The sequence below is a fragment of the Staphylococcus sp. B1(2026) genome, from assembly GCF_058895785.1.
Genome location: NZ_JBZXTS010000067.1, coordinates 1 through 5,617 on the forward strand (window position 1 = coordinate 1; position 5,617 = coordinate 5,617).

5 protein-coding genes are annotated in these 5,617 nt (G+C 31.9%); 1 reads left to right on the forward strand and 4 read right to left on the reverse strand.

The window, feature by feature from the left end:
• Positions 1 to 296 precede the first annotated feature (296 nt).
• The 4 genes from AC5EAH_RS07650 to AC5EAH_RS07665 form a co-directional block, all read right to left on the reverse strand.
• Entirely contained in the window at positions 297 to 1,148 is an 852-nt protein-coding gene (locus AC5EAH_RS07650; protein WP_493494187.1) for a formylglycine-generating enzyme family protein, read from the reverse strand.
• A gap of 1 nt (position 1,149) precedes the next feature.
• Positions 1,150 to 2,613, reverse strand: coding sequence for a manganese-dependent arylsulfatase (locus AC5EAH_RS07655; RefSeq protein ID WP_493494188.1), 1,464 nt, complete (start codon positions 2,611 to 2,613; stop codon positions 1,150 to 1,152).
• A gap of 110 nt (positions 2,614 to 2,723) precedes the next feature.
• Entirely contained in the window at positions 2,724 to 3,539 is an 816-nt protein-coding gene (locus tag AC5EAH_RS07660) for a PTS system mannose/fructose/sorbose family transporter subunit IID (protein WP_493494189.1), read from the reverse strand.
• Positions 3,529 to 4,323 carry a PTS mannose/fructose/sorbose/N-acetylgalactosamine transporter subunit IIC gene (locus AC5EAH_RS07665; protein ID WP_493494191.1) on the reverse strand — a complete coding sequence of 265 codons (795 nt, stop codon included), beginning with the start codon at positions 4,321 to 4,323 and terminating at the stop codon, positions 3,529 to 3,531. Before AC5EAH_RS07665 ends, AC5EAH_RS07660 begins: the two co-directional genes overlap by 11 nt.
• A 182-nt stretch (positions 4,324 to 4,505) precedes the next feature.
• Here AC5EAH_RS07665 and AC5EAH_RS07670 point away from each other — a divergent pair, with 182 nt between their 5' ends.
• The gene (locus AC5EAH_RS07670; RefSeq protein ID WP_493494190.1) at positions 4,506 to 5,528 is read left to right on the forward strand and encodes a LacI family DNA-binding transcriptional regulator; all 1,023 of its coding nucleotides are present in this window, start codon (positions 4,506 to 4,508) and stop codon (positions 5,526 to 5,528) included.
• Positions 5,529 to 5,617: the final 89 nt, after the last annotated feature.

A 5,617-nucleotide genomic window follows, 5' to 3' on the forward strand; every position in this document is an offset into this window, starting at 1 on the left:
GTTATTCAGCAGGTAAGTATAAAAATAGTGAACTTGTATTAAATGCTTTTAAAACGATTCCTTATGCACTTAATTCAATTAATCCCCATCTTATTTCTATCATTTATTGTAAATAATAATATCTCATATTAACCTATGTGATTGTTTTTGTAGTTATTAACAGTTTACACAAAGTTAATATGAGATTTATATTTTATTTAATGTTGTATTTAATTTTATAACGTTCACTAGAACAAGTATCACCATTCAAAAGTCTTAATTATAGATTAGAGAACTGTTCAATTTAATAAACTTATTTATTTTTCTCTAATACAACGAAATCCTAAATGACTTGTTGTAGATTGGTAGTGTGCACCATTCCTAGCAGCAACACGATATCTATTACAGTAAGAACAATGACATAAAAACGAGCCACCACGAATAGCATATTCACTACGACGTATACTTCGAATATCCAAATGGTATGTTTCTTCATTAAAATCATCTAATAATGTATATCTAGGGTTTCTACACCATTCCCAAACATTACCAATCATTTGATAAAGTCCATAAGCATTAGGTTGATAAGCATTCACTGGTGCCGTACCTACAAAACCATCTTCTGCTGTATTATCATAAGGAAATGTACCTTGCCAAGTATTAGCACGATACTCTGATTTAATTGTTAAATCATCTCCCCAAGGAAATTCAGTAACTGTACCACCACGAGCAGCATACTCCCATTGTGCTTCTGTAGGTAAGGTCGAACCTTGCCATTCGCAATATGCCAAAGCATCTTGTAAGGCAATATGGACGACTGGATGATGATCCAAACCAGATAAATCACTATTTTGCCCATATGGATGTTTCCAACAAGCACCTGGTACTTTTAACCACCATGGCGCACCAGCCGTATGTTCATAATAATGACGTTCTTTTTCCGGAATAAATAATATAAAAACAAATGACCATCCTTGTTGCTCTGCTAATGTTTTATAGTTTGTTTTTTGAATAAATTCTTTAAATTGTTGATTTGTTACCGTTGTGGATTGTATTTCAAAATCTGATAAATAAATTTCGGTCTGTGGCCCTTCATAATCTTCTAACGCACCTTGTTCTGAATTAGTACCCATCAAAAAACTTCCACCTTTAATGTGATAAAATGTCATTTCAACACCTACCTGTTGCTAATGTTGTCCGTATATTTTCTAAAGGTACTTGTGTTAACTGTCCATTAACCACAAACCCTTCCTCTCGATCAGTTAAATAATCAACAAGTTTTTGCGTCATTTCTCTAATAATTGGTTGATATTTTTTATCATGAATTAAATTTATCATTTCATTAGGATCCTTCTGCATATCAAACAACTGATACTCATCTTTTACTGGATACCATATAAATTTATATTGTTCTGATAAAATATATTGATTAGAATCGTTTGCCAATGCATGTTCCCCATGAAAATAACTACGCCACCCTTCATAATGTCCAAATAGTAATTGTTTAACACTTTTACCATCAGTTATGACTTCTTCCCCACCTACTAAATCTACAAGTGATGGAAAAATATCCTGAATCTTAACTAATTGCTTAATCGTTCCTTTATGACCAGCAATTAAATTAGCAGGGTCATAAATAAATGATGGTACATGAATGCTACCTTGATAAGGATAACCTTTTCTAAATAAATAATGTTCGCCTAATTGATCGCCATGGTCTGAAATAAACCATATTATAGTATCTTTATCATGACGAAATTCTTTTAGTGCAATAAGCAAACGACTTATTTGATGATCTAGATGTGTAATTAAACCATAATAACCCGCTAACATACGTCTCTGATCATCTGCTTTCAACTTACCTTTTAGAGCTGTAATATTAGGTATTAAATTTTCTAACACTTCCCAGTTACCTATATGTAAATCAACATTTTCTGGCAAACTATTCATGTACATATCAAAATAATATTGAGGTGGATCTAAAGGTGCATGTGGTTTTTCAAAAGATAATTTCAAGAAAAATGGCATTGTTGGATCTCGTCTTTGTAAAAAGTTAATAGCTTCAGATACTGTCCAGTTTGTTGGATGTAAATTTTCAGCATATTGCCAAGGACGAGCTTGCCAAGCATTGCAATTTAAACCATGATCAATCATATCCACTTCTGAACCTAATGCTTGTTTTAAAAAAGCGAGATAGTCATTGGCATAATTAAATTGATTTCCATAAGGTTTGTCATATTTTCTATCAACATGCAAATATCCATCATTTAAAATAACATGATCGAAGCCTAGACGTTTACGTGAAGGATATACATGCATCTTACCTATACATTCTGTTTGATAACCCATATTTTTAAATGTTTGTGGTAAAGTATTTGTGAAATTCCAAGGTACTTCATCTTCATAACCAACCCGTCCACTAGTCTCCTGATTCAAACCCGTCAACAAGGCAACTCTTGCAGGCACACAACTTGGTACCGGCGAATAAGCATTAATAAAATTATAGCCTTCACTAGCCATCATATCTAAAGTAGGCGTATTAATAAATTTATCTACACTATTGTATGATAAGGCATCTGATCTCATCTGATCGACAACTAATAAAATAATATTAGGTTGTTTCTTTATATTCATATTGACCTCCTTCATAATAAAAAGTGAGAGTAACTTAGAAAATCTACGATTTTCAATTTTTACTCCCACCCGTTAATTCATATAATTTCTAATAAATAATAAATGACATTTTAACCTTTTGCCAAAATTTTAAGTGCACTTAATACAATAGATAAAATTAAGAAAATCCAAATTACACGTGTTGAGTTCATCCCTTTTTTACCTAATAACCAGTAAGCTAAAGTTACTAATACTAACGGTACAAAGGCAGGTAATAGTTTATCTAGCACTTCCGTTTGTAATTCAAGCTTTTTCTCACCTATTTTCACTACATAAGGCACCACTACTTTTACTACTGTTGGAATTAAACCACCAATAACCATTACACCTAATAAAGTAGCAGATTCTGTCAAGTTTTTCAAGACATTACCCATACTATTTAATAAATTACTTCCTTCTTTAAATGCAATCGGTAATTCGAAATAACGTAATCCTAAAATTACTACTGCTGCAACTAACCATAAAATAACACCAATAGGATTTTTTTCTAAAGCCATATAAGCGGCTAAAGACCCAAAAATAGTTGGTAATACTGCTCCAAATAGAGCATCACCTACTGCAGCAAATGGTCCCATTAAACTTGTCTTAACTGCTGCGACTGCATCTTTAGATTTAAAACCTTCCTTATTTTGAATTGATAAATCCATTCCCATAATAATCGCCGTTAAAAATGGGCTTGTATTAAAAAATTGCATTTCTGTTTTCAAAATTTCTTTAAATTGTTGTGTATCATGTCCGTACATTTTTTTTAGAGCTGGATACATTGCACGAACATACGCAACACTCATCATTCTTTCATAATTCCAGCCCAATTGTCCACCAAACATATAACGTAAACTGATTTGGCGAATATCTTTTTCATCTAATTTTATTTGTTTAGAGTTCATCTTCTTCAATCTCCAATCTATCAACGTTTGTGCTAACACGTGGTTGTGCATCTTGCTCTTTCAATTTTTTAAAATGAATAACCGCTCCCGCTAAACCTGCTAAAGCAATCCCCATCATTGGAATATTCAAATAAGCTGCTAAAATATAACCAATAACTAAATAACCAAAAAATTGCTTAACTGGTAAATAACGTAATAAAATTGCAATACCTACTACTGGTAAAACTGTACCTGCTAAACGCAGCCCGTTCATTAACCATTCTGGTGCATATTTCAAAATTGTTTGAATGACTTCATTACCAAAAATTAAAGAAATAGCTACAGGTAGTGCACGTGATAATGCAATTGGAATCAATCCATACCAAGCTTCACGTGGAACTTTGTCAAATTGCTCATTTTCAATATGTTTATCAATACGATGTAAAAAATAGACATTACTAAATCTTGCAAGAATATCTAACTGAACCAATAATAAACCTACTGGAATTGAGATACCTATCGCAAACTCAATACCTTTATTACTAATCGCTCCTAATGCTGTCCCAATGATGGCACCTGTACCAAAGTCAGGGATAGAAGCACCACCGAATGTCCCAACACCTAATACCATTAATTGTAAAGTTGCTCCTACAACTAATCCTGTACTCATATCCCCCATAATAATACCTGCAAGAAAACCTGCAATCACAGGTTTACTTAATTGTAAGCCTGAAATATACGGGTCAATACCACATAAAGCTGATAATAAAACTAATAATATAATCTGTACTGCAGATATATCCACTGCCATTAAGAACACCTCTTTCTATTTTTTATGTTAGCGCTATCACATTTTTAATACTAACAAATATTCACATTAAAATCAATATGTTTTTAGTAAAATTTTATTTTTTAGTAAAATTGACTTGTAGTGTTCTTCGTTCTATAATGAATTTAAAATATAACAAATAGAAAGATTGATATTTTATGACAACAATTAAAGATATTGCAACACAAGCTGGCGTTTCTAATAGTACTGTATCTAGGATATTAAATGGTGATAAAGTATTAAAAGTAAGCGCAGCAACTAGAGAAAAAGTATTAACTATAGCTTCACAATTAAATTATCAAAAGAAAAATGAAAAAATAAATAAATCTCATGGTACAATTGCTATTACCACCTGGTATAAAAAAGAAGTTAGTTTACCTAGTTTATTTTTACGTGCTATACGTTGGGGTGTAGAAACAACTTTAAGAAACACAGAGTATAAAACAATACGTACTTTTTTCAACGAAAAGACATCTGATTTAACTAATGTCGATGGTATTATTGCTATTGGTCATTTTGACGATGAAAGCTTATATAGTTTAAAATCACTGAATAAACCTTTAGTCGTCTTAAATCAAAACACTTTACATGCAAACATTAGCTGTGTAACAGCTGACTTTCTACATTCTGTAAGAAATATTATTCAACACTTTCTATCTACAGGACATCAATCAATTGGTATGATTGAAGGTGAAAGTAAAAGTGATGTTGCTTTAAATTTAGTTGATCCGCGTTCTTCTATTTTCAGGCAAGAAATGACAAGATTAAATTTATTAACTGAAAGTTACATCTTTAAAGGAGATTTTAGTATAGAGTCTGGTTATCAAACAATGAAACTAGCTATCAATACTTTACAAGATGATTTGCCTACAGCTTTTTTTATTAGTAGTGATACTATGGCTATAGGTGCTTTACGTGCTTTAGCAGAAGCACAGATTCCTGTACCTCAGCGTGTTAGCATTATTGGTTTCGGAGATAATGAAGTCAGCACTTATACTGTACCGAGTTTAAGTACAGTCGCTATTGCAGCCAGACAAATCGGAACAATTGGCAGTCTTACATTATTAAATATACTAAATGGTAGCTATACTGAACCTATTCATACAGTAACGCATACACAATTAATATTAAGAGAAAGTTCTATTAATAATCTTAAGTCCATAGAAATTAAAAAAGTATAAGTTTCAAAATGTTTTATAATTGATTTGGGTGTATCTATTGCCTAGTTCAAAATCCTATGGGGGGCAAGAGGGTTTAAAGCTTTTAAAAA

Bases quoted from the DNA above. Each gene is read 5' to 3' on its own strand.
- AC5EAH_RS07655 (WP_493494188.1), bottom strand. From the start codon at position 2,613: ATGAATATAAAGAAACAACCTAATATTATTTTATTAGTTGTCGATCAG.
- AC5EAH_RS07650 (WP_493494187.1), bottom strand. From the start codon at position 1,148: ATGACATTTTATCACATTAAAGGTGGAAGTTTTTTGATGGGTACTAAT.
- AC5EAH_RS07670 (WP_493494190.1), top strand. From the start codon at position 4,506: ATGACAACAATTAAAGATATTGCAACACAAGCTGGCGTTTCTAATAGT.
- AC5EAH_RS07660 (WP_493494189.1), bottom strand. From the start codon at position 3,539: ATGAACTCTAAACAAATAAAATTAGATGAAAAAGATATTCGCCAAATC.